The sequence below is a fragment of the Pseudomonas sp. DC1.2 genome, assembly GCF_034351645.1.
In the GTDB taxonomy this organism is placed as follows: domain Bacteria; phylum Pseudomonadota; class Gammaproteobacteria; order Pseudomonadales; family Pseudomonadaceae; genus Aquipseudomonas.
Window position 1 is genome coordinate 350,133 of the sequence record NZ_CP133782.1, and the last position, 22,087, is coordinate 372,219.

At 61.3% G+C, this 22,087-nt stretch carries 24 protein-coding genes; 2 read left to right on the forward strand and 22 right to left on the reverse strand.

The features are described 5' to 3' along the window. Positions 1 to 21: 21 nt before the first annotated feature. The 20 genes from RHM68_RS01615 to RHM68_RS01710 are packed head-to-tail and all read right to left on the reverse strand — an operon-like array spanning position 22 to position 18,088. Positions 22 to 1,248 carry a beta-ketoacyl-ACP synthase gene (locus RHM68_RS01615; protein ID WP_322220211.1) on the reverse strand — a complete coding sequence of 409 codons (1,227 nt, stop codon included), beginning with the start codon at positions 1,246 to 1,248 and terminating at the stop codon, positions 22 to 24. After that, positions 1,248 to 1,976, reverse strand: coding sequence for a 3-oxoacyl-ACP reductase FabG (gene fabG / locus RHM68_RS01620; protein ID WP_322220212.1), 729 nt, complete (start codon positions 1,974 to 1,976; stop codon positions 1,248 to 1,250). Before fabG ends, RHM68_RS01615 begins: the two co-directional genes overlap by 1 nt. Next, a complete protein-coding gene (locus RHM68_RS01625) occupies positions 1,976 to 2,434 on the reverse strand; it encodes a hotdog family protein (RefSeq protein ID WP_322220213.1) in 459 nt (152 codons plus the stop codon). The genes fabG and RHM68_RS01625 overlap by 1 nt, the downstream gene beginning before the upstream one ends. Next, the gene (locus tag RHM68_RS01630) at positions 2,431 to 3,627 is read right to left on the reverse strand and encodes a beta-ketoacyl-[acyl-carrier-protein] synthase family protein (protein ID WP_322220214.1); all 1,197 of its coding nucleotides are present in this window, start codon (positions 3,625 to 3,627) and stop codon (positions 2,431 to 2,433) included. Before RHM68_RS01630 ends, RHM68_RS01625 begins: the two co-directional genes overlap by 4 nt. After that, on the reverse strand, positions 3,624 to 4,139 hold the full coding sequence (locus RHM68_RS01635; RefSeq protein ID WP_416195221.1) for a hypothetical protein: 516 nt from the start codon (positions 4,137 to 4,139) through the stop codon (positions 3,624 to 3,626). The genes RHM68_RS01630 and RHM68_RS01635 overlap by 4 nt, the downstream gene beginning before the upstream one ends. Continuing rightward, positions 4,139 to 4,864, reverse strand: coding sequence for a class I SAM-dependent methyltransferase (locus RHM68_RS01640; RefSeq protein ID WP_322220215.1), 726 nt, complete (start codon positions 4,862 to 4,864; stop codon positions 4,139 to 4,141). Before RHM68_RS01640 ends, RHM68_RS01635 begins: the two co-directional genes overlap by 1 nt. Continuing rightward, positions 4,861 to 6,108 (reverse strand): NAD(P)/FAD-dependent oxidoreductase, encoded by a 1,248-nt coding sequence (locus RHM68_RS01645; RefSeq protein ID WP_322220216.1) that lies wholly within the window; start codon positions 6,106 to 6,108, stop codon positions 4,861 to 4,863. The genes RHM68_RS01640 and RHM68_RS01645 overlap by 4 nt, the downstream gene beginning before the upstream one ends. Beyond that, entirely contained in the window at positions 6,095 to 7,252 is a 1,158-nt protein-coding gene (locus RHM68_RS01650) for a sodium:proton antiporter (protein WP_322220217.1), read from the reverse strand. Before RHM68_RS01650 ends, RHM68_RS01645 begins: the two co-directional genes overlap by 14 nt. Next, on the reverse strand, positions 7,252 to 9,594 hold the full coding sequence (locus RHM68_RS01655) for an MMPL family transporter (RefSeq protein WP_322220218.1): 2,343 nt from the start codon (positions 9,592 to 9,594) through the stop codon (positions 7,252 to 7,254). The genes RHM68_RS01650 and RHM68_RS01655 overlap by 1 nt, the downstream gene beginning before the upstream one ends. Then, positions 9,578 to 10,180, reverse strand: a complete 603-nt coding sequence (locus RHM68_RS01660) for an outer membrane lipoprotein carrier protein LolA (protein ID WP_322220219.1) — start codon at positions 10,178 to 10,180, stop codon at positions 9,578 to 9,580. Before RHM68_RS01660 ends, RHM68_RS01655 begins: the two co-directional genes overlap by 17 nt. Continuing rightward, positions 10,177 to 10,602, reverse strand: coding sequence for an acyl-CoA thioesterase (locus tag RHM68_RS01665; protein WP_322220220.1), 426 nt, complete (start codon positions 10,600 to 10,602; stop codon positions 10,177 to 10,179). Before RHM68_RS01665 ends, RHM68_RS01660 begins: the two co-directional genes overlap by 4 nt. Continuing rightward, positions 10,595 to 12,139, reverse strand: a complete 1,545-nt coding sequence (locus RHM68_RS01670; protein ID WP_322220221.1) for an aromatic amino acid ammonia-lyase — start codon at positions 12,137 to 12,139, stop codon at positions 10,595 to 10,597. The genes RHM68_RS01665 and RHM68_RS01670 overlap by 8 nt, the downstream gene beginning before the upstream one ends. Further along, entirely contained in the window at positions 12,120 to 13,067 is a 948-nt protein-coding gene (locus tag RHM68_RS01675) for a glycosyl transferase (protein WP_322220222.1), read from the reverse strand. Before RHM68_RS01675 ends, RHM68_RS01670 begins: the two co-directional genes overlap by 20 nt. Continuing rightward, a complete protein-coding gene (locus tag RHM68_RS01680; RefSeq protein ID WP_322223652.1) occupies positions 13,064 to 13,798 on the reverse strand; it encodes a glycosyltransferase family 2 protein in 735 nt (244 codons plus the stop codon). The genes RHM68_RS01675 and RHM68_RS01680 overlap by 4 nt, the downstream gene beginning before the upstream one ends. A gap of 56 nt (positions 13,799 to 13,854) precedes the next feature. Continuing rightward, a complete protein-coding gene (locus RHM68_RS01685) occupies positions 13,855 to 15,534 on the reverse strand; it encodes an AMP-binding protein (protein WP_322220223.1) in 1,680 nt (559 codons plus the stop codon). Then, entirely contained in the window at positions 15,531 to 16,076 is a 546-nt protein-coding gene (locus RHM68_RS01690) for a hypothetical protein (RefSeq protein ID WP_322220224.1), read from the reverse strand. Before RHM68_RS01690 ends, RHM68_RS01685 begins: the two co-directional genes overlap by 4 nt. Continuing rightward, positions 16,073 to 16,327, reverse strand: coding sequence for an acyl carrier protein (locus RHM68_RS01695; RefSeq protein WP_322220225.1), 255 nt, complete (start codon positions 16,325 to 16,327; stop codon positions 16,073 to 16,075). The genes RHM68_RS01690 and RHM68_RS01695 overlap by 4 nt, the downstream gene beginning before the upstream one ends. Positions 16,328 to 16,336: 9 nt before the next feature. Beyond that, positions 16,337 to 16,597, reverse strand: coding sequence for a phosphopantetheine-binding protein (locus RHM68_RS01700; protein WP_322220226.1), 261 nt, complete (start codon positions 16,595 to 16,597; stop codon positions 16,337 to 16,339). Continuing rightward, positions 16,578 to 17,387, reverse strand: coding sequence for a lysophospholipid acyltransferase family protein (locus RHM68_RS01705; protein ID WP_322220227.1), 810 nt, complete (start codon positions 17,385 to 17,387; stop codon positions 16,578 to 16,580). The genes RHM68_RS01700 and RHM68_RS01705 overlap by 20 nt, the downstream gene beginning before the upstream one ends. Beyond that, a complete protein-coding gene (locus RHM68_RS01710; protein ID WP_322223654.1) occupies positions 17,363 to 18,088 on the reverse strand; it encodes a beta-ketoacyl synthase chain length factor in 726 nt (241 codons plus the stop codon). Before RHM68_RS01710 ends, RHM68_RS01705 begins: the two co-directional genes overlap by 25 nt. 621 nt (positions 18,089 to 18,709) lie before the next feature. On the opposite strand from RHM68_RS01710, the gene RHM68_RS01715 reads away from it, so the two are divergent. Then, positions 18,710 to 19,480, forward strand: a complete 771-nt coding sequence (locus RHM68_RS01715) for a ParA family protein (RefSeq protein WP_322220228.1) — start codon at positions 18,710 to 18,712, stop codon at positions 19,478 to 19,480. A gap of 66 nt (positions 19,481 to 19,546) precedes the next feature. Here the strand turns inward: RHM68_RS01715 and trxC are convergent, their stop codons facing one another. Then, positions 19,547 to 19,981 (reverse strand): thioredoxin TrxC, encoded by a 435-nt coding sequence (trxC, locus tag RHM68_RS01720; RefSeq protein WP_322220229.1) that lies wholly within the window; start codon positions 19,979 to 19,981, stop codon positions 19,547 to 19,549. A 154-nt stretch (positions 19,982 to 20,135) separates the two neighbouring features. Between trxC and RHM68_RS01725 the strand changes: the two genes are divergently transcribed. Continuing rightward, positions 20,136 to 20,564, forward strand: a complete 429-nt coding sequence (locus RHM68_RS01725; RefSeq protein ID WP_322220230.1) for a hypothetical protein — start codon at positions 20,136 to 20,138, stop codon at positions 20,562 to 20,564. Between the two features lie 17 nt (positions 20,565 to 20,581). Here RHM68_RS01725 and selO read toward each other — a convergent pair whose 3' ends face one another. Next, positions 20,582 to 22,045: a protein adenylyltransferase SelO gene (selO, locus tag RHM68_RS01730; protein WP_322220231.1), complete on the reverse strand. Its 1,464-nt coding sequence runs from the start codon at positions 22,043 to 22,045 to the stop codon at positions 20,582 to 20,584. Positions 22,046 to 22,087: the final 42 nt, after the last annotated feature.

Sequence of the window (22,087 nt, forward strand, 5' to 3'; positions counted from 1 at the left end):
CCGTTTGTGTCTTTTCTTTGGTTACGACCAGCGCCGGAAAATGAGCGAAGTGTTGACGCCGCCAAAGGCAAAGTTGTTGTTCATGACGTATTGGTTGCTCATCTGGCGGAATTCGCCGCGCAGGTAATCGAGTTTGCCGCAATGCGGATCAACCTCGTCGAGGTTAAAGGTGTGTACGTACAGGTCGCGGTTCATCATTTCGATGCTGAACCAGGACTCCAGTGCGCCGCAGGCTCCCAGGGTGTGGCCGAGGAAGCTCTTCTGCGAACTGATCGGCATGTGCTCGCCGAACAGGGCGCTGGTGGCCAAGGTTTCGGCGATGTCGCCTTGTTCCGTCGCGGTGCCGTGGCCGTTGACGTAGCCGATGGCCGACGCCTCCAGCCCGGCATCTTCGAGCGCCAGTTCCATGGCCCGGCGCATGGTGGTTTGCTCCGGTCGCGTGGTGTGTTGGCCATCGGCGTTGCTGCCGAAACCAACGATCTCGGCATGGATATGCGCGCCACGGGCCAGCGCGTGTTCCAGTTCTTCAAGCACCAGCATGCCGCCGCCTTCACCGATCACCAGGCCATCGCGCCCCTTGTCGTAAGGGCGTGGGCTGGTTTGCGGGGCGTCGTTTTTCAGGCTGGTGGCGTAGAGCGCGTCGAAGACCATGGCTTCGGTCGGGCAGAGTTCTTCGGCGCCGCCGGCGAGCATCAGCGGCAAGCGCCCGAACTTAATCGACTCGTAGGCGTAACCGATGCCCTGGCTGCCGCTGGTGCAGGCGCTGGAGGTGGGGATCAGCCGGCCAGTGAGGCCGAAGAAGATGCTGATGTTGGCTGCCGTGGTGTGGGGCATCATCCGCACGTAGGAGTTGGCGTTCAGCCCCTCGGCCACCGAGTTGAGCAGCATGTTGCCGAAGGCCTTGATCTCGTCGGTGCTGCCGGTGGATGAGCCACAAGCGACGCCCATGCGCCCATCCTTGATCGATTCGTCACCGAGCAGCCCGGCGTCGGCCAACGCCTGCTCCGCCGCGCCCACGGCCAGGCGCGAGACGCGGCCCATGCTGCGCAGTTGTTTGCGGGTCCAGTGGCTCGGCACTGTGAAGTCATCAATCGGCCCGGCGAGGCGGGTGTTGAGTTCAGTAAAGCGATCCCACTCGTCCATGCGGCGGATGCCGCTGCGGTTGGCTTTGAAGTTGGCGGCGATGGTGTCCCAATCACTGCCCAGTGAGGTGATGCCGGCCATGCCGGTGACGACGACGCGCTTCATCAGCACAGGCCTCCGTTGACGGCCAGAACCTGGCGGGTGATGTACGAGGCTTCCGCCGACATCAGGAAATTCACCGCGCCGGCCACCTCTTCAGGCGTGCCCATGCGCTGTGTGGGGATCATTTTCATCAGTTCTTCCACCGGCACGTTTTCATCGAGCATCGCCGTGTCGATCAAGCCGGGAGCGACGCAGTTAACGGTGATCTTGCGCTTGCCCAGCTCGATCGCCAACGCTTTCGCGGCGCCGATCAAACCAGCCTTGGAAGCGCTGTAGTTGACTTGGCCACGGTTGCCGATCAGCCCGGAAACAGAGGTGATACAGACAATTCTCCCGGCGGCGCGGCGGCGGATCATGGGCATCATCACCGGGTGCAGCACGTTGTAAAAACCGTCGAGATTGGTACGCATGACGACGTCCCAATCCTCTTCGCTCAGGGCCGGGAAAGCGCCGTCGCGGGTCAGGCCAGCGTTGAGTACCACGCCGTAATAGGCGCCGTGTTTTTCGACATCAGCCTCAAGAATGGCTTTGCACGTGGCGCGGTCTGAGACGTCGAATTGCAGCACGCGGGCGTTGCGTCCCAACGCCTCGACCTCGGCTTTTACAGCCTCGGCTTCGGCCCGTCCGCTACGGCAATGGAGCACGATGTCGTGCCCGGCCTGAGCCAGGCGCAGGGCAATGGCGCGGCCGATACCACGGCTGGAGCCGGTGACCAGTACGGTTTCAGTCATCACTCGACTCCTTGGGATTCATGAAGATATTGCGCCGCCTGCGGCGGACGGTAGACGTTCAGACGGGCGGAGGCATGGATGCCGGGGGCGTGGATATGGCATTCGAACACGCCCATGCCATTTTCATCTTCCAGTGAGCGTATCCCGTGGATTGCCAGCTCGGTGCCGGCGGGGAAGCGATCGACATTGCATTCGAACTTGCGGGTGCCCAGCAGGAAGCCCAGTTCCACCGGGTTACCTTTTTGCCGCGCGTGGCAGCCTGCATAGGCTGCGACACTTTGGGCCATCAGCTCGATGCCGACCCAGGCCGGGAGGCTGCCGTCGGGTTGGTTGAACAGGCCCGAGGGTTTGACGGTGAGGCGGGTATGAATCTGCTCATCATCGAACGATAGGATCTGTTCGATAAGGATCATGTCGCCAGCGTGTGGCAGCAGTTCGGCAAGCGGCCAGTCAATCATGGGGCGTCTCCAATAATCAGGCTGACGTTATTGCCGCCGAAGGCAAAGGAATTGCTCATCAGGTAGCGAGGAGCAGTGGACGTCAGGCGATCGGCCGAGGTCACCCATTTCAAGGCCGGCAGGGCGGGGTCGGGCTGGCCGTCCCAGACATGCGGCGGCAAGGCGTGCTCGCGGTTGTCTACGCTCAGGCTCAACCAGCAGAAGGCGGCTTCCAGGGCTCCGGCCGCACCGAGGGTGTGGCCGGTCATCGGTTTGGTCGATGAACAAGGCACGCCGTCCGGGAACAACGTCGCCACCGCCAGGCTTTCCATGGCGTCATTGTGTTGCGTCGCGGTGCCGTGCAAGTTCAGGTAGCCGATTTGCGACGGTTGCAGCCCGGCGCGGCTCAAGGCTTTGCGCATCGCTTGCTGGGCGCCACGGCCGGTCGGTTCCGGCGCGGAAATGTGGTGCGCATCCGAGCTGGCGCCACTGCCGAGCAGGGCAATCGATGGCCCGTTGTAGGTGTTTTTGCTCATCAAAAACAGCACCGCGGCTTCACCGATGTTGATGCCGTTGCGGTTGGCGGAAAACGGGTTGCAGCGTTGTCCGCTGACGGCTTCCAGCGCCGAAAAACCATTGAGGGTCAGTTTGCACAAACTGTCGACGCCGCCGCACAACACGGCATCGCACAGCCCCAGGTCCAATAAGCGCTGGGCGCTCATGAGGGCGCGGGCGCTGGAGGTGCATGCGGTGGAAATCACATAAGCCGGGCCGCTCAGGTGCAGCCAGTCGGCGAGGAAGTTCGCCGGCGCCCCAAGTTCTTGCTGCTGATAGTCGTATTCGGCGGGGAATGCATGATCGCGGATGTAACGGGCGAGCCCGCGACTGGCTTCGTCGATGCCCGAGGTGCTGGTGCCCAGCACAATCGCGATGCGGTCACGACCGTAGGTCTGGATCGCTTGATCAATGTCGTCACGAATTTGCAGCGCCGCTTCCAGCAACAGCTGGTTGTTGCGGCTGCCTTGCGCTTTCAGCTCGGTCGGTATCGGCGCGAGCTGGCCGTGAACGGCGGCCACCGGTAACGATCGCTCGGCGACCCAGCCAGCTTCGCTGCGCATGCCGGAGCAATCGCCGGCAAACAGATTACGGGCGACCTCGGTTTTGTTGCGGCCCAGGGCACAGATAACCCCGAGGGCATTCAGGTAAGCGGTCATGGCGCGCCTTCAACCAATGGCGTGATGCGGTAATGCGGGCCTTTTGGCAGGTTCACCTCAAAGCTCAGCGGTTGTGAATAACGGATGTCCCAGTGTGCGGACAACACGCGTTGTGTGCCCTGCTGGTGTGCCGCCGGGTAGTTGCCGTGCAACTCGCCTTCGGGTGTCAGGGCGAAGAGCAGTGCGGCGAATAATTCCCGAGCCTCCGGGTTCGGCGGCAAGAGGCCGTCTGCCAGCCATTGGCCGTCGATCAGTTTCTGCCGCGCCACGGGAATGCCCAGCGGGTCCATCATCGACCAGCGAGTGCCCTGGCCCTCTTGCTGGATCACCAGTAGCCAGTCCTGGCGTTGTTCGGCCAAGTGTCGCTCGACGTGCAATTGCAGCGGCAGCGCGAACCTCGGGTTATGTTCGGGCATCGGCGCCCGGCTCGCGCAAGCGCTCAGCAGCAGCGCACCAGCCAACCACACGAACCGCCGAACCACCACCCACATTTTGGGAGTGAAAGTGGACATCAAACAACACCTTCAAAAGGTTTGCGCGCCACCACATTGACCAGGGTTTCTTCGCGCTGGCCAAAGGGTTTGCGTTTGCTCAGGCCCAGGCGTTCGAGCAGCCCGAAGTCTTTGGCGCGGCTCCACCACAAGTACGGATAAGAGGTGTTGCTGTCGCCGAACTGGAACCCTTGGCGGCGAATCATTTCCAGATACTGCGCCGCGCTCTTCTGTACGTGCATCGGATGGCGGAACAGCCAGCGAATCACCCAGGTATCAATGTAAGCCTCGGTGGACTCGGCGAACAGCAGATAGCCTCCCGGCTTGAGCACCCGATAGAACTCCGCGAGGGCTCGCTCCTGTTCCACCAGGTGATGAAAGGTCTGGTGGCAGAACAGCAGATCGACGCTGGCATCCGCGACGTCGATGCTCGCGCAGTCACTGCTGAGTAGCTCGACGTGCATGCCCTGACGCCCAGCTTCTTCGGCGCTGAGGCTCAGGCTGTGCGGGTCGGCGTCGACACCGATCAGGTGCTGGGGGGCAAAAGTCTGGCGCAGGTACTGGAATGACTTTCCCTGGCCGCAGCCGGCGTCCAGCAATACCGGGTTACTGGGCAACGGCTCGCTGAACAGGCTGCGCAAGTCATTGATGGCTACCCGCAGCACATGGTGCTGCCAGGTGCGGCTGCGCAGAAACCATAAACCGAAACGGGTTTCTTCGACGTAGTTGTCGCTTGAGTAACTCATGTGGCATCCCTTGCACAAATGGCTGAAATCACTTTCAGCCGGCGCTTGGCCTCGTTGACGAACGGGTTGCGTTCATCCCAGGCATAACCGGCGAGGATCGCGCTGATCATGCGGCGGATGTCGGCAGAACCGTCGGTGTGGAAAATCACGTCTTGGAAGGTCCCGGCGTACCAGCCTTCGACGTAGCAACGGAAGGTATCGACGCCGCGCTTGAGCGGGACGGCGAACTCGCTCTGCCAATCGACGCTTTCGCCTTGTAACTGGCGGTGCAGCACCCCGGCGGCCATGCTAGCCGAGCGCATGGCGATGGTCACGCCGGAGGAGAACACCGGGTCGAGGAATTCCGCTGCGTTGCCCAGTAGTGCAAAGCCCGGACCGTGCAAGGTTTTGACATTGGCCGAGTAGCCGCCAATGGTCCGTGCCGGCGTGTCCCACACGGCGTTTTCGAGTACGCGGGCAAGGCTTGGCGTTTCGGCGATAAAGCCGCGCAGGCACGCGTCCAGACTGTCGGTGCGGCCGTCAAAATGCTCGGCGGCGGCCACGACCCCCACCGAGCAACGGCCGTTGCTGAATGGGATGCTCCAGAACCAGATATCACGATGGACCGGATGAGTGGTAATGAGAATTTTGGTCCGGTCGAAGGTCGGGCTGTCGATGTGGTCTTCGACGTGGGTGAATACGGCTTGGCGCACCGGAAAGTTCGACGGTGCCTCCAGGTCGAGTAAACGCGGTAATACCCGGCCGTAGCCACTGGCGTCGAGCACGAAGTCGGCTTCGATGCGGTATTCGCTGCCGTCTTCACGTTGCACATTGAGCTGCGGTTTAACCCGGTTGAAATCAGCGCTGACGATGGCTTCGCCATAGCGCAGCTCTACGCCTTGCAACGCAGCTTGATCGGCCAGCAGCTTGTCAAAATCGGCGCGCTGTACCTGAAAGGTCGTCGGCTTGCCGTTGCTGAACGTGTCACTGAAATCAAAAGCGCTGTAGCACTCGCCCCAGGCAAACGCGGCACCGGTTTTCACTTGGAACCCGGCGGCATTTACCGCCTCCAGCATGCCCGCCTCCTCGATGAAATCCAGGCAGTGGGATAACAGGCTTTCGCCGATGGAGAACCGTGGAAAATGCTGGCGCTCGATCACCAGCACATCGTGACCCTTGCGCTTGAGCAGCGCGGCGGCGATGGCGCCCGAAGGGCCGGCACCGATGATCACCACCTGACGACGTTCCATTTCAACTATTGGCACGGGGACTCCTTGCCGGGGCGGCGATGTTCAGAGGGATTCGGTGCATGCCGGCCAGTGCCGGCAGCAGTGTGGCGATCAGGCCCATCAGCATCAGCGCAAAGTACAGCGACGCACTGATGAGCTGTTGTTGCAGCAGCAGGTTGAGAAAGACGATCTCACTCAAGCCACGAATGTTCAGCAGCAGGCTCTCCCGCCAGCGGCTTGCGCCTTCAAACGAGCCGCCAGCCCAGCCAAGCCCCAGCCAGTTGCCCAGCAATTTGCTGGCAATCGGCAACAGCAACAGCGCCGCCAGTTGCACGCCGTCGAGGTTCGACAGGGCGCTGTGAACATCAATCTGCACGATGCCGAACGTCAAGATCAGCGGGATCGCAATCCAGGTCTGCAAGCGACTCATCCAGATCGCCGGCAACGGCAGCACCAGCGGTAGTTTGAGCGTGGCCATGCACAGCAGGTAACCGATGCCGAAAATCAACGCGTTGAGCTTGAAGTGTTCGGCGGCCACCAGCAGCGCAAAGAAGCCGATGCTGTACAGCAGCGGTTGGCGTAACCCGATCACCCGCAGCAGCAACGGCAGGCAGGCGCCGGCCAGTGGCAGCAGCAGGCTGCTCAGGTGCAGGCTGCCTTGGGCGAAGCCGAACACCGTCCAGCACGTGAGGTCGATGAGGATCGCGGTCTGCACCAGACGCCGCGTGGCAGCGGGTGGGTAGTTGATGTGCCGCAGGTACAGGTACAGCACTGGAATCGCGGTGATCGCGAACACCAGGCCGACGGCCAGTGAACTGATCCATGGTTGCGGGGGCAATAGCCAGATAGCAGTCGCCAGCCCACAGGCGAACGGCAGGCAGAAACTCGGCAGTGCGATTTTCAGGCTTTGGCGATCCAGTCGCAGGTCGATCACGTCGCTGAGAATATGCCCCAGCAGTAAGGCGAAGCTTAGGCTGTAGAGGTTTTTCAGCCAGGAGGGCGAGATCAACTCGGCACCGCTGAGCTGCCAGCCCGGTTCGATCCAGACGTACATCAGCAGCGGCAAGCCGAACGTTGCCAGGAGCAATTGGCTGACAATCGGGATCAGGCCAAAATGACGGCCGACGCGGGTAGCCAAGGCGAACAATGCCAGGGCCATCAGCCAAAACAGCGCGACCATCAAGCTGCCGACTCCGCGCCAGAGGCGGGGGCGCGCGATTGACGTGCGGCCCACGGAGCGAGGATGAAACTGAACGCCAGCCCCAGGCTGACCGATAACCCGAAATTACTCACCGCCGGTGTGCTGGACACCGCCAGCAAACCGAACGACAGCCAAGTGGTCAACGCCGCCAGCAGGGTGCCCAGCAGGCTCACGGCGGCGCCGCCGACCTGTTCGCGCATGAGGATCGCGTAATCGACGCTGATCGCCGTCACCAGCAGCAGGCCGAACAGGCTGAAGAGTGTCAGCGGTTGACCGAGCCAGCCAAGGCTGGCCAGGCTGCACAACGCCGCCAGCAGGGGCAATGCGACAATCCGCAAGGCGCCACCGAGGCCAAACGGCAGGATCAGCACCAGCACGATCAGCACGCAGGAGGCGAGCTTCAATTCGGCGGCGCTGATCTGGGTCGCGGCGAACACTTTGTTCAAGTCACCCAGGCGATCTACCAGTTGCACGCCTGGCAAGTCCTGCGCTTGCCCGCGCAGCAACGCCGGGTTGTTCAAGCCTTGCAGGCTGACCATCGCGGCCACGCCGTCAGTGGTCGAGCCCAGCCACAGCGCGCGATAGGGTTCTGCCAGCGGTCCGACCAGCGCCGCGTCGATGTCTTCGGTGGGCAGCGTTTGCAGCGTCGAAAGCTCGGCTTGCAGCGCCTCGACCGGTACGCCGACGTCGAGCAGCGGCTGCCAGAATGGCGGCAGCTTGTTCAACGCATCGCGTGCTTGAAGCTGCTCACTCGGTTGGCTGACCAGTTGGTTGAGCGATAGATAACCCTGAAGCTTCCCCTGTTTGACCAGTTGATCAAGGCGTTCGCTGAGGGCCGACTGGCGTTCGAGCAGGGCCTGTTGATCGTGCGCACGCACCAGAAAGAACTGGCTGGTGGGCTGATAGCCGGTGATGCGCGCGATCGCTTGGGCTTCGTCAGTTAGGTGTTGCGGCATGCCGACCCACTGGCGGATGTCGTTCTTGGTGCTGAGTTGCAACAGACCGCCGATGCAGAAGGCGATCAACAGCGCCAGCAAGGCCGGCGTGCGTGCGCGTTTGAGCAGTGCCTCGCGCAGGTTTACCAGGCACTGGGCAATGCGCAGAGGCCAGTGCGCCGGGCGCAGGTCCGTGCCCTTGAGCAGCGCCGGCAACAGGCACACCGCCGACAGGTAGGCACCGAGCAGACCAGCGGCGGAGAACACGGCGATTTGGGTCAGCGCCGGGAACGGTGTCCAGGCCAAAGCGAGGTAGCCGATGCAACTGGTCACCAGACTCAACGTCAGTCCCGGCAGGGTCAGGCGCAGTGCCGGCCAACTGTGCCAGGGTTTGAGGCTCCAGCTCTTGGACAAGTAATGCAGGGGGTAGTCGACGGCGACGCCGATCAGGCTTGAGCCCAGCACCAATGTCATTACGTGCAGGTGACCGAACAACGCCACGCAGGCCACCACGCCAAACAGCATGCCTACCAGCACCGGGACGAATGCGAGCAATACGCGTAAACGCCGGAAGGCCAGCAACAGCAGCAACAGGATGCCGACCGTCGCGCCGCCACCGACCCAGGATATTTCCCGGGTCGCTTGCTGCTGACCGTTGGCGGCATAGAGCAAACCGCTGGCCGCCAAGAGTTGCACATCACGTTGGGCGGCTTCTTCACGGCTGTGTTTGAGCAGCGCCGCGACTTGCAGCGGCAGGTTCATGTCGAACGCATTGCCGGTGGTTCGCGCCCGCAGCATCACCCAACGCTTGCCGTCGGCATCGGCGATCAACGCGCCGCTGCCAATGTCCAGTTGCACCGCGCCGTGTTGTGGCTGGCTGTTCTGGATGCGCCCGGTCAGGCCCAGCCAGTCGTCCTGGCTCGGCACCAGGCTAAACCCGGTGAACGGGTCGAACAGGGCTTGCACCCGTTGTTGAATGAAGGCTGCGGGCTGTTCGATCAGTTGTTTACGGTCCGCCGGCGAGAGCATCGCCAGCCGCCCTTGCAGCAGTTGCGTGCGCAACGCCGGCAGGTCGGCTTGCAGGTTCCACTGGACCTTTTCGAACAGGCCACTGGCCTGCCATTGCTCACCGAGTTGCTGCGCCATGGTGATGGCTTGCTCACGGTCTTTGTGGCCGACCAGCACCAGCATTTCGCGGTTCAGCGGTTCTTGCATGCGTTGTTCTGCACGCAGTTCCAGTGCGTCCGGTGACGTGCCGGGCACCAGCTCCATGAGGTTGGCCGACAGCGGCGGACCGTCGCGCCATTGCCAACCCGCGAGCGCCAGCACCGCCAGCAGCAGGGTCAGAAACAGCCGTGGAAGCATTCGTTCACTCGGCAAAGTCATGTCGCTCCGCGTCGCTCAAGGGCTCTGTGCTGGTGCTGTCCTGCATGCGCAGCAGGGTGCTGTCGCCTTGGGTTTCCAGAAGCTCGATGGTGTTAACCAACTCGCCGCCGTCGATATTGATCTGGTTGAACACTTGCTTGAGCAGCAGCGAACGCGGGGTCAGGGTCAGCCTCCACTTCTGCGCATCGCCGCTCAGCGACAGCTCGAAATCCCGTTGCAGGCCGCTGCTGTCACCTTGCAATACGGCGAGAAACAAACGGTTCTGCTCGGCGCCGGCACTCTTGCCCGGCAGCAGTTGCCAGCCGCTGGCGTCACGCCGGGCGATGCCTTTGGTGTTGATCCGGTAATCCTGTTGCAGCGGGGTTTTCAGCAACCAGAGCAAGCCGTGATTTTTCGCGAGGACGAAAGTGCCTTTGCTGGTCAGCGGCTTGGGCAGCGCGCGCAGGTGTTTTTCCTGGATGAACTGGCCGTGGATCACCTCGGGCCTGGCGAGTTGATCGCTGAGCTGTTGTAGATCGAAAGCATTGGCGACCGAGGCCAACCCGAGCAGCAGCAACGCGCCGAGGCATTTGCAAAGAATGTTCATGGCAGCATCCGTTCAACAGCGTCGGTGAATACTTTTGGCGAGGCCAATTGCATTTCACGGCTGCTCATGTCGACAGCAACCTGCACCGAAACGGCGCGGGTCAGGCGCTCGCCAGTGTCCAAGTCGCTGATCAGGTAGTTGATCTTCAGGCGGTTTTCCCACTCCACCAGGCTGGCGCGCACGTTGAGCTTCTGACCGAACACTGCGCTGCGCACATAGCGCAGTTGCAGGTCGATCACCGGCCAGGCGTAACCCGACTCGACCATCGCGGTGTAGTTGTGGCCGAGTTTGTCGAGCAAGGCGCAGCGGGCGACTTCCAGGTATTTGACGTAATGGCCGTGCCAGACCACGTGCATGGTGTCGACGTCAAAGAACGGTACGAGGATTTCCGTATCGATGTGAAGCACTCCTTTGCTACGCATGCAGCCTCCAGTGTTGTTCGGCAATGCGTTTCAGGCACAGGCGCAGCTCACCTTCCAGGGCGCGGTCTTCGATAACCGGTGGGAAGTCTTTGGCGAGTTCTTCGTGCATCGCCGCCAGCGACGGTGGCAGGGCACGCGCGTCCTCGACTTGACTGCGCAGCCAGACGCCTTGGTTCGCGGCCAGCAGGGTCGCTGCGGCCACCTGTTCAGTCAGCTCCAGTACGCGGATCGCATCACGGGCGGCGATGGTGCCCATGCTCACTTTGTCTTGGTTATGGCACTCGGTGGAGCGCGAAAAAACACTGGCCGGCATGGTGTTTTTCAGGGCTTCTGCGGTCCAGGCACTGGTGCCGATTTGCACAGCTTTGAAGCCATGGTTGAGCATCGCGCGCTCGGCGGTGGCGCCGGACAGGTTGCTCGGCAACCCGTGGTTGTAACGCTCGTCCACCAGCAGTGCGAGCTGACGATCGAGCAAATCGGCGACGTTGGCGACCAAGGTTTTGAGGCTGTCCATGGCGAACGCGATATGCCCGCCATAGAAGTGCCCCCCGTGTAGCACGCGTTCGGCTTCAGCGTCGATGATCGGGTTGTCGTTGGCGCTGTTGAGTTCGATCTCGATGAACGAACGCAGCCAGTTCAGGCTGTCGGCCAGTACGCCGAGCACATGCGGTGCGCAACGCAGCGAATAGCGGTCTTGCAGGCGATGCAGCGGCGCCGTAGGCGCGTCGATGGCGAGGTCCTTGCGCAGCCACGCGGCCACTTGCATCTGCCCCGGATGTGGCTTCGCGGCAAACAGGCGTTCGTCGAAGTGCTCCGGATTGCCTTGCAGGGCGACCACGTTCAACGCAGTGATGCGGGTCGCCAGTTGCAGCAAGTAATCGGCGCGGGCAAACGCGAGGCAGGCGAGGCCGGTCATTACGGCGGTGCCGTTCATCAGCGCCAATGCTTCTTTGGGGCGCAACACCAGCGGCTGCCACCCGAGTTCGCGGTGGACGTCGGCGGCCTGGCGGCGTTCACCCGCAAACATCACTTCGCGCTCACCGGACAAGGTCGCTGCAACGTAGGACAGCGGTGTCAGATCACCGCTGGCGCCGACCGAACCTTCTTCCGGAATCAGCGGCAGGATGTCGTGTTCGAGAAATGCTTGCAGGCGTTCGAGCAGGTCCACTCGCACCCCGGAGACGCCATGGCACAGCGACTGCAAACGTGCCGCGAGCACCGCGCGAGTGGCCTGTGCGTCGAGCATTTTACCCAGCCCACAGCCGTGAAACGTGTACAGATGACGTGGCAATGCTTCGACGTGATGCAGCGGCACCGCGACCACGCAGGAATCGCCGTAACCGGTAGTCACACCGTAGATCACGCCTTCCTTGTCCAGAAGTGAGTCGAGGAATTGCGCGCCTTTGGCAATGCGCCGGCGAAACTCGGGGTCGCCTTGCAGTTGCGTCGGCACCTGACGATTGGCCAGGGCCAGCACGTCTTCGATGCGCAAAGGGAGTTCGCCGAAGGTTACCGGCTCATGCATTGGCGTCGTCATCGGTCTTCCAGAAAGGGTAAAAGTTGAACCATTGTTGAGGTGCTTCAAGGCAATAGTGGCCCAGGCGCTCGGCGTAGCGGGAAGCCCACTGATGAATGACCTGTTCGCGGTCGCTGCGCTTCCACGTCACGGCCTCGGCGAACGGTTCCAGGGTTAATCGATAATCCCCCGTGGGTTTCTTCAGGCACAGCAGCAGATTGACCGGGCATTTGAGCAAGCCGGCCAGCAGCCAGGGGCCCTGCGGGAATTTTGCCGGATGTTTGAGGAAATCCACGGTGACACTGCGCCCGCCGTGCAGCGGCACACGATCACCGGCTATCGCCAGCCATTCGCCGCGCTCCAGGCGCTCATGCAGTTGCAGCATGATCAGCGGGTCCAGCTCGCTGACCTGGATCAGCCGCAGATGAGTCGCCCCGGCTTCACCCAGCAAGCGGTTGAACTGTTCAGCGTGCTTGGTGTGTACCAAGACGTTCATGGTGACTTTTTCACCCAGTTCGGCCAGGGCACGGCACACCTCAAGGTTGCCCAGGTGCGCACCGACCAGCATCTGCCCACGACTGCCGCGCAACTGATTACGCAGCAACGCGGGGTCGATGATTTCGATCTGCTTGATGCTCAGCTTGCCGTTCCACACGTCGAGCTTGTCGAGCATGGAGTCGGCGAAGGCCATGAACTGGCCGAACACGCGCCAATGGGTGGGGCGCAGTTCAGGGCGCGCGCTCCAGTCGGCGAGGCGCTGCTGGTATTGCCAGGCGCTGTGGCGGGCGCTGCGGCCGAACAGGAAAAAATACAGCACGATGCCGTACAGCAACGGGCTCAACAGCCGACGCCCCAGCACCTTGGCGCCGAACGCGGTGAGTTTCATCAGCCAGAAACTGCCTCGCTCCTGGCGGTCGGCCCAGTGTGCTTTGTCTGTGCGCGGGCTCATGTTCGGCACCGGCGCCAGAGGATCACGGGCGCGCGCAGCAACATGCCAAAGAACAGCCGTGTGTGCATGCTCGATATCAGCACGTTGTCGTGGAACAGCCGAAAGTGCGAGACGCCATCCAGAGGGTACTGGACGTGGGTGTGCAGCCATTGCATCGGCTGATTACGCCAGCACAATCGCACCAGAATGTCGGAGTCGAAGTCCATGCGGTTGCCGATCTTCGCCGAGTTGATCAGCGCGAGGGTCGGCAGCAGGGGATACACACGAAAACCGCACATGGAGTCGCGGATCTGCAACGACAAGGTGTTGATCCAGACCATGACGTGCGTGAGGTAACGCGCGTACAAACGGCCCTTCGGTACGCTGGCGTCGTAGCGCGGGTAACCGCAGATCACCGCGTCGGGGTAGGCGCGAGACTGTTGGATGAACGTCGCGACGTCTGCCAGGTCGTGCTGGCCATCGGCGTCCACCTGCAAGGCGTGGCTAAAACCGAGGCGCGAGGCTTCGCGAAAACCGGTCATGACGGCAGCGCCCTTGCCTTGATTGACGGTGAGTCGGATAAGAACGGTGTTTTTCCGTTGCGCCAGTTGATCGAGCACTTTGGCGCAGGCCGGGTGGCTGGCGTCATCCACCAGGATGCACGGCAACCCTTGGGCGAGCAGGGCCTCGACCACCGTGGTGATGGCGGTTTCGTGGTTATAAACCGGAATGACAGCGCAGGGACTATGCATGATCGCGTGTACCTGAGGCACCGAATTGAAGCCTTGCCGAGCCGCACTCATCAGACTCATGCATCGACGGTCTCCAGTAAAATCCGTCCACTGGAGCAGGTGGCGCTGTCATTGCGGTAGGCAAAGTACAGCTTGCTGCGTTCCGGATCGAACCGCAGGTGTAGCTGGATTTCATCGCCAGGACGCACCAGTTGCTGGAATTTCAGCACTTCCATGCCGCCGAATTTGGCTGGCAGGTTCATCAACTGCTGACCCAGGCTAAACGCCCAATCGACTTGCACCACCCCGGGCAATACCGGTGCCGTGGGGAAATGGCCGCTGAAGTAAGCCAGGTCCGGTGGCACGGCCAGTTGCAGGCTCCATTCGCCGTCGGTTTCGACCTGCTCCAGCACATGCGGCGCTTTGGGGCGCGGCGTCAGCAGCAGGGCGTCGACGTCGCTCTGGGGCAGCTTGCCCTGAGCGTTCAATGGCAACTGGTGCAGCAAGCGCCAACGCCGTGGCAAGGCCAGGGCTTCGCAATGCTGACTCAAGTGCTGACGCAACGTTTGAGTCAGGGCTCGGCGTCCCTGATTACGCAGCGCGTGTAGCCCTTGGTCGCTGAGCACCAGCAGTGCGCCGAGTGAGGCACGGTTTTCCTGAACCACGCCGAGGCGCGCTTCGGCCACCCAGTCGTGGGCGGTCAACGCCTGTTCAAGCATGGGGAGCGAGATACGTTTTTCTTCCAGTTTGACGATTCGGTCCAGCCGGCCCAGCAGTTCGAAACGGCCGTCGGCAGCCATCCGTGCGGCGTCGGCGCTGTGTTCGATGTGGCCGAGGGGCAAGTACGGCGAAGCGATGAGCAGGGCGCCGTCGTGGTCCTGACTCAGTTCGATGTCTGCAAAAGGTTGCCAGAGGTCGTGACCTTGGCGCCAGGCAATGCCGCCCGTTTCCGAGCTGCCGAAAATTTCCGTTGGCCACTGCTGCAAGCGTTGGTGCAGGCTACGCGCGGCTTCGATGTGCAGGACGCCTCCGGATGAGAACACCCGGCGCACGCTGCTCAAGGCTGGCCAGTCGAGGTTATCGCCCATGCGTTTGAGCAGCGCCGGGCTGGCGACCCAGGCAAAAGTCGGGTGTTCACGGCTGGCGCGCTGCATGTCCTCGGCAAAAGCCATTTGTTTGCGCACAAACGGGCGCCCGGCGCACAACGGCCACAGCGCGCGGAACAGCAATCCATAGATATGTTGCGTGGCGACGCTGCCGATGATGCAGGCTGCGCCAAGCTCGGCGCCCCATAGGCGCTCCAGTGCTTCAACTTCATTGGCCAGTTGTCGTAGGGTTTTGTCGATACGCTTGGGCGCGCCGCTTGACCCTGACGTACACAGGCTGAGCTGACAGTGATCGAGGTCGAACGCGGCGGCTGCCAGCGGTGGGCCGCGAACATCAAGCAGGTGCGTGTCGTCGGCCTGGTCAGTCAGCCACAGCTGCACTTCGCTCGACCAGCGCTCGCGCGTTTGCACTTGCAAATCGGCGGGCAGCAGCACGCTGACCCCGGCGCGCCAGGCACCTAGCAAGGCAATCGTCAGGTCGGCGGCGTCCTCAAGGTGTACGGCAATGCGCTGCACGCCCAGCGCTTGCAGGCCGGCGGCCAGGCTCAGGGCTTGTTCGCAGAGCTGTGCGTGGTTCAGGTTCGGTTCGGCGGTGACGCCGCGTTCCTGTTGCGCCTTGAGCAGCAGGTGCTCAAGTTTTATCCAACTCATGAGTGGCCTCGTACTCGTTGTCGTATCAGCCATTCAATGGCAAACATCAGGCCGATCAATCCATAGGAAATCAGGCCCGTGTACAACATCCACCAGCTCAGCGGTGCCCAAAGGGTCAGCGCGGCGGCGCACAATCCGTTGCAGAGAAAAAACACACTCCAGGCCACCGTGACCTGGCGGGTGTAGCGGATACCCTTGGGTGGCAGGCGTGGTTCGCGCAGACGCGCCAGGCGCTCTACCATCGGCGGGCCGTATTTCAGACTCACGGTGAACAGCACCCACATAAAGCCGCTGATCAACACCGGGTACCACCGCAGCAGCAGCGGGCTGTCGAACAGCGCCAACAGCAGGCAAAACACCATAGCGACGGTGGCCATCCACAGGCTTCCTGGCCGTCGCACACCGGTGAGTGCGCGCGCCAGCCACAGGCTGCCCAGCAGCAACCCGAATTGCCAAGGGGCAAAGTGTTGCATGCCGAAATACACCGCAAAGGGGTACAGCAGGCCCGCGAGCAGCAGGCCAAGGCCGATCACTCGCCTCATGCGGCCGGTTGGACCAGGCGGTAGACCGCCTCGACCACGTCACTGACGGTACGCACCGCTTTGAATTCTTCGGCGGCGATTTTTTTGCCGGTCTGGCGCTTGATGTGATCGATCAGGTCGACGGCGTCGATGCTGTCGATTTCCAGGTCCTGATACAGATTGGAGGTCAGCGTCACACGCTCGGGCTCCAGCTCGAACAATTCGACCAGGGCATCGCGCAGGGTGTTGAAGATATCGTCACGAGTTTGCATGGTCCGGTCTCAAGCTGCCTGTTTTGCAGTGACGAACGCCGCAAGGCTCGCCACGTTGCTGAAGTGATTACGGGTGTCCTTGGCGTCAGCATCGATTTTGATGCCGTACTTTTTCTGGATCGCCAGGCCCAGCTCCAGGGCATCCACCGAGTCCAGGCCCAGGCCTTCGCCGAACAGCGTCTGGTGATCACCGATGTCATCCACGCTGATGTCTTCGAGGCCCAGGGCGTCGATGATCAGCAGTTTTATCTCACGGTATAGATCGCTCATCTTCGGCGAGCTCCTTAATAAAGTAGTGGTGCAAATAGTCGTTGAGCTTGCGCGAAGCTTGAGGCGCAGGGCCCAGCGCTGCGAAGGCCTGTGGGTCTATATCGGCCCCGACACGAAAACTGAAGTGAACGCGGCGTTTTGGGATCCTATACCAGGGTTCGGCCTTGGTCAGCGTGGTCGGGCTGACCTTGATGATCACCGGGGTGAGGATTTTCGCACCGCGCAAGGCGATTGCCGCTCCCCCCCGATGAAAGGCCGGTGGCTGGCCGGGTTGGGTGCGTGTGCCTTCGGGGAAAATGATCAGGGTCTGGCCGCTTTTCAGCGCGTCGGCCGCGGCGTCTAGCATGTCCATGCTGCCGTCGTTGCTGATGTAGTCGGTACGACGCAGCGGGCCGCGGGTGAAGGGGTTCTCCCAGAGGCTTTTCTTGACCACGCAGTTGGCGTGGCGGACCAGGCCGATCAGGAACACCACGTCGATCAGCGACGGGTGGTTGGCGATGATCATCTGCCCCGGCCGCCCGAGTTTTTCCGCGCCCTGGATGTCGTAGGTCAGGACCCCGGTGCGGGCCATGAAGCGGACGAAGAACCAGAACAAGCGGCTGACGGTTTTTCGCGCCCTCAGCCTGTGCGCCTGGGCATCGCCCGGCAGGCAACCCAGCAGCGGAAAAACCAGAACCCGCAAGCACAAGCCGCCCAACCCGAACAGGGTAAAGCTTGCGGCGGTGGCCAGCAGGCGCCAGTAGTAGGCGTCGCGGTTTTTTCCGGTTACGGGTTGCGTTGCCAGGTCCATACACGATTTTTCCAGGCATGTTGGCAGGTTGACTGCTGGCCGAGCAGGGTACGCAGTAGATTCAGGGCGTGAGGCCAGTGAACGTTGGACAACGCTTGCTGAGTGCTGTTCAGGGACAACTGCCAGTCGTTGCCGGGGGTGAGCAACAGACCCACCGCGTAAGGGAACGGCACATCGTCGATCCAGGTCGAGTAGGCTTCGGGCGGTTGCTCCTCGGTGACCACCAGCAATACGGCCGGCGCGCCTTCGGCCAGCAGCGCCGCTGCCTCCAGCATGCCGTGCTCAAGGCCATCGCCAGCAGCGGCCAGAGCGGTCATTTCGCTGGTTTCGCCGCGCATGATCGACCACAGGCCGATGACCGCGTTGTGTACCGAGAGGCTGAATTGAGTCGGCGACAACGGCTGCTCGGTGGCTAGATCGCTAAGAATATCGAAGGTGCGCGGGGTTTCACCGTGGCGCGAAATAAAGACCAGTGGTAGGTCTTGCCGACCATCGGCTAATGGCCAGCCGACACTGAAAGCCATCCGTGCCAAGCGGCTGAGACGTCGGCGCTGCATGGCGGGCAGAAATGATACGTCGGGGGCAGCATCGCTGGCCTGGAGCGCGACCGGTTGCCGGCACCATGCTTGCCAATCGTCCACGCTTTCGAGCCCAGGGGCCCATGCGCGCCATTGGGCGATGTTGAAGTTGATCACAAAAATTCATCCCGCCCCTGCGGGCTTGCTTGACGGTGCGAGTTACAAAAAAATGCAACAGACCTTGCGTGGCGCTTAGCGCCCACTGGTGGGCATTATCCCGGTGCGGCGGGCGCGTAGCAAATACTGGTTACATTTTGCGCAATGAAACTCACCGGTTGATTTTTGGTAAAGCTGTCGTATGGCCATTATCCACATTGCAGCGGGCCGATCTGTCGGCCAAGTCTGTGTTCAGCGCATGAGTTCGCGCTTTTTTCACTAAGAGATTACGCCTGGCGCTGTAGGAGTGAGTCGGCAGGGCTCGGGGGAAATCGTGCGCCAAGATTCCCCGGCCTGTCGTGGTGACTTGAGCTTCCCGTTTTCTAGCGTGTGAGGAGAAGACGATGATTGCGTGCCTCAACCGGGCGTCAGGCGGTTTCCTGACATCGCGTCAGGCCAGGGACTCTTTCTGCATTCTCTGAGGTTTAGGCGTCAATCTGTATGGCCTGAACCTGGCAGGCCGAATGCTTAGCGTATGATTTTGTGCGTTTTCTCTATCGTTCGCTGTAGTACCTTTGTCCGCGAGGTAGCTAAGCAGCGCCGTGGACTACTACACTCGGGCCTTCTTTGGTACACGGAGGTTTTGACATGCGGCGCGTGGTGTTCAATCAGAAAGGCGGCGTGGGTAAGTCCAGCATTGCCTGCAATCTGGCAGCGGTCAGTGCCAGTGAGGGTTATCGCACCCTGTTGGTGGATCTCGACGCTCAGGCCAATTCGACTCAGTACCTGACGGGCCTGACCGGTGATGACATTCCCATGGGCATCGCGGACTTCTTCAAGCAGATATTGTCTTCCGGGCCGTTTTCGAAGAAAAACCAGGTGGATATCTACGAAACCCCGTTCGATAACCTCCACGTCATCACTGCCACCGCCGAGTTGGCCGACTTGCAGCCCAAGCTTGAGGCCAAACACAAGATCAATAAGCTGCGCAAACTGCTCGACGAGCTGAGCGAAGACTACGACCGGATTTACCTCGACACCCCGCCAGCGCTGAATTTCTATGCCATTTCAGCATTGATTGCGGCTGATCGTGTGCTCATTCCTTTCGACTGCGACAGCTTCTCCCGTCAGGCGCTGTATGGCTTGCTGGCGGAAATCGAGGAGTTAAAGGAAGACCATAACGAAGGGCTGGAAGTGGAAGGCATTGTGGTTAACCAGTACCAGGCCCGAGCCAGCCTGCCTCAGCAAATTCTCGACGAGTTGATTGCTGAAGGCTTGCCGGTGTTACCGGTCTACCTCAGCAGTTCGGTGCGCATGCGCGAGTCGCACCAGGCCAATACACCGCTGATTCACCTCGATCCGCGGCACAAGTTGACTCAGCAGTTTGTGGCGCTGCATAACCTGCTGGAAAACGCCTGATTCAGCTAACGATACCGAACCACTGAGTGAGCAAGATCGCCCCCACATTTTTGATTGGCGCTGATCTTAGACCCCCTGGCTACGCAACCAGCTCATCAACTGCGGTAACGGGAAGGCCCCGCTCTGACGGGCCACTTCCCGACCGTTCTTGAACAGAATCAGGCTCGGGATCGAGCGAATCCCCAACTGCGCCGACAACTGCGGATTCGCTTCGCTGTCCAGTTTGGCCAGCCTGCATTGGCCAGCCAACTGCCCCGCCGCCAGCTCGAACACCGGCGCAAATGACTTGCAAGGCCCGCACCACTCAGCCCAAACGTCCACCAGCAACGGCAGATTACCTTTGATCTGACTGGCGTAATCGCCTTGCTTCAACTCGAATGGCTTGCTCAGCAGCACCTCGGCCTTGCAACGACCGCATTTCGGATGGTCGCTTAGGCGCTCGGCGGGGATGCGGTTAAGGCCGTTGCAGTGGGGGCAGGGGATTAGCAGTGGCTCGGACACGCGCGCAACTCCGCAAAAATCGATAAGAAGTAAGGTAAGTGGTGGCGCCGGGGCAAATATCAAGTTACAGGGGCATTGGCGTAAAGGCAGGAGTGCTTTGATAGCATTGCGCGCGCTTTCGGCCCACGCCGCTCACTAAAGGGAATTTACTGTCATGAGCCACACTAATGAGCCAACTTCGGGCACCGACTCTACGCCTTACACTGATGCGAGCATGAGTTGTGGTTGTTGTGACTATGCGCTAAAGCCTACGTATGAGCAGGCGTTCAATCTGGTGAAGCTACAGCCCATCAAATGCGATCAATGCGGTTCGGCGCTGCTGCTTGCTGAAACCGACCGCTTAGTGTTGGACCAGAAACTGCAAACTGCTGCCCGCATGGGTAAATTGGCGGTGCTGATTCTGGGACCGTACTTCTTAATCGGCTTGGTCTCGAGTATCTACTTCGGTTTCTTTGCCGTCGCGCCGTTTCCAGGGTTCTCGGGCGTATTGGTGGTGGGGGGGATTGCTCTGGGGTTCGCTCTAAAGAGCGCCTCCACGGATGACACCCAGCGCCGTTTCGTGCTTTTGACGCACAGTGAGTAGCCTGCTGCCCCAGCGGCTCACGACGAACAACTGATCTCCAAATGCTTGCCCCACTCCGGTGGCCGCTCGGCGTAACTCTCCATCCCCGGCTGTTCCTCGAACGGCTTGCTCAGCACCGCATGCAGGCGTCGGACCTCGGTGTAGTCGCCGCTTTGCGCCTCATCGATAGCTTTTTGCGCCAGGTAGTTGCGCAGGATGTACAGCGGATTAACCGCATGCATCCGTGTACGGCGTTGTTCCTGATCAACCTGGCCTTCACGGGCAACCCGCGCGACATACCGCTCGCCCCACGCGTCAAAGCCCTTGATGTCGACGAAGTCGGCGCGCAAACGAGCGACGGCCAGGTCCGGCGTTTCATCGCCCAACCGGCGAAAGAACAAGGTGTAATCCACGCCGCTGTTTTGCATCAGTTGCAGCAGGCCTTCCAGCAGTTTCTGGTCATCGTCTTCAGCCGTGGTGAGGCCGAGGCGGCGGCGCATCAGATCCAGGTAATGCGCTTGGTACAGCGGCAGGTACAGGCCTAGGGTTTCGCGCAGGGCGTCGACACTGATGAACGGCGTCAGGGCCTGAGCCAGGGCACTGAGGTTCCACTGGCCTATCGGCACCTGATTGCTGAAGGAGTAGCGGCCCTGATCATCGGAGTGGTTGCAGATGAAATTGGCGTCGAAGTCGTCGAGGAAGGCGAACGGGCCGAAGTCGAAGGTGATGCCCAGGATCGACATGTTGTCGGTGTTCATCACCCCGTGGCAAAAGCCGTAGGCTTGCCATTTGGCGATCAATTCGGCGTTGCGTTCGACGATCTGACGGTACATCGCCAGGTACGGTTCTGGTTGTTCAAGGCATTCGGCAAAGTGCATGGACAGCACGTGCTCGCCGAGTTCTTTCTGCTGTTCAGGGCGTTTGGTGTAATAAAAATATTCGAAGTGCCCGAAGCGCACATGGCTCGGGGAGAGACGCAGGACCATGGCCGCGCGCTCCTGCTTCTCACGCCAGACCGGGGTGTCGGAGCCGATCACGCACAGGGCGCGGGTGGTCGGGATACCCAGGGCACTCAGTGCTTCGGAGGCGAGAAACTCGCGGATCGAGGAGCGTAACACCGCCCGTCCGTCGCCCCTGCGCGAGTACGGCGTCTGACCGGCACCCTTGAGGTGCAAGTCCCAATGCTCGCCCGCTTCGTTGTAGACCTCGCCCAGCAACAGGCCGCGTCCATCGCCCAGTTGCGGGTTGTAGGAGCCGAACTGATGCCCCGAATAGACCATCGCCCGAGGCTCGGCTTCGGCCCAAAGCTTGTGGCCGCCAAACAACTCGGCGAACACCGGGGTGTACGCCGCCGCCGGGTCGAGGTCCAGCAGCGCCATGGCCGCCGGACTCGCGACCACCAGCCTCGGAGCATCGATGGGCTCGGGTAGCACGTGAGTTGAGAACGCATCGCCCAGGCGGGCGAAGCGATTGTCGAAGGTCAGTTCGTCGAGGGCTTTCAACGGCCATCTCCAGCAGAATGTCCGAGCATTCTGCTAGGGATA